Annotated in this window: 1 protein-coding gene; it reads left to right on the top strand. The window is 66.8% G+C overall.

Annotated features, from left to right (window positions below; all coding sequences use genetic code 11):
* Positions 1 to 230: 230 nt before the first annotated feature.
* Positions 231 to 745, top strand: a 515-nt coding sequence (locus EQG76_RS31445; protein ID WP_456237669.1) for a flagellin N-terminal helical domain-containing protein, incomplete at its 3' end; no start/stop codon positions are given.

Raw genomic sequence — 745 nt, 5'->3', positions numbered from 1 at the left:
TCGCCAGGCCCGGCCATTTCTGCGCGGCAGGATTTGCCGGTGGTCGGCAGGATCTGCCGGGCGGGTGGCGGAATGGGGAGCGGCATGGCGCTGCCGGCCGGTGCTGACCGCGACTTTTGGGCATTGGCACGCGCTGTGCATGGTGGAGGGACGCCGGGCCCGGACGGGTGCCGGTGGCCGGCAGATAGCCGGCCGGGTTCATCTCCCTTCAGGTAGAAGGAATTCTGTTCATGGTTTTGACCGCCACCACCAACACCTCGGCCAACACCGCGCTGCGCTATCTCGCGCAGAACTCGGCAGCGGCCTCGTCGTCCTTGGCCAAGCTGTCCAGCGGCTCGCGGATCGTGAAAGCATCCGACGACGCGGCGTCCTTGGCCGTGGGGACCCGGATCAAGGCGGACGTGACCGCGCTGAAACAGGCCGCCTCCAACACCGCGCAGGGCCAGAGCCTGCTCCAGGTGGCCGATGGCGGCATGTCCAAGGTCGCCGACATCCTGCAGCGGATGAAGTCCTTGGCCGTGCAGTCGCAGTCCGGCTCGCTCACCGACAATGAGCGGCAGTTCCTCAACCAGGAATACTCGCAGCTCAACACCCAGATCGGCGAGATCGCCACCCAGACCAAGTTCAACGGGGCGCAGCTGCTCAATGGCTCGGCCGGCAAGACGCTCACCGTGTCGACCAGCGGCGCGTTTGCCAAGTTCGACGGGGCGGGCGACCTCAACGCCAACTTCCGCGGCGTCACCTT

The organism is Geminicoccus flavidas, assembly GCF_009806515.1.
In the GTDB taxonomy this organism is placed as follows: Bacteria; Pseudomonadota; Alphaproteobacteria; order Geminicoccales; family Geminicoccaceae; genus Geminicoccus; species Geminicoccus flavidus.
This window is presented reverse-complemented; position numbering and strand designations above follow the sequence as displayed.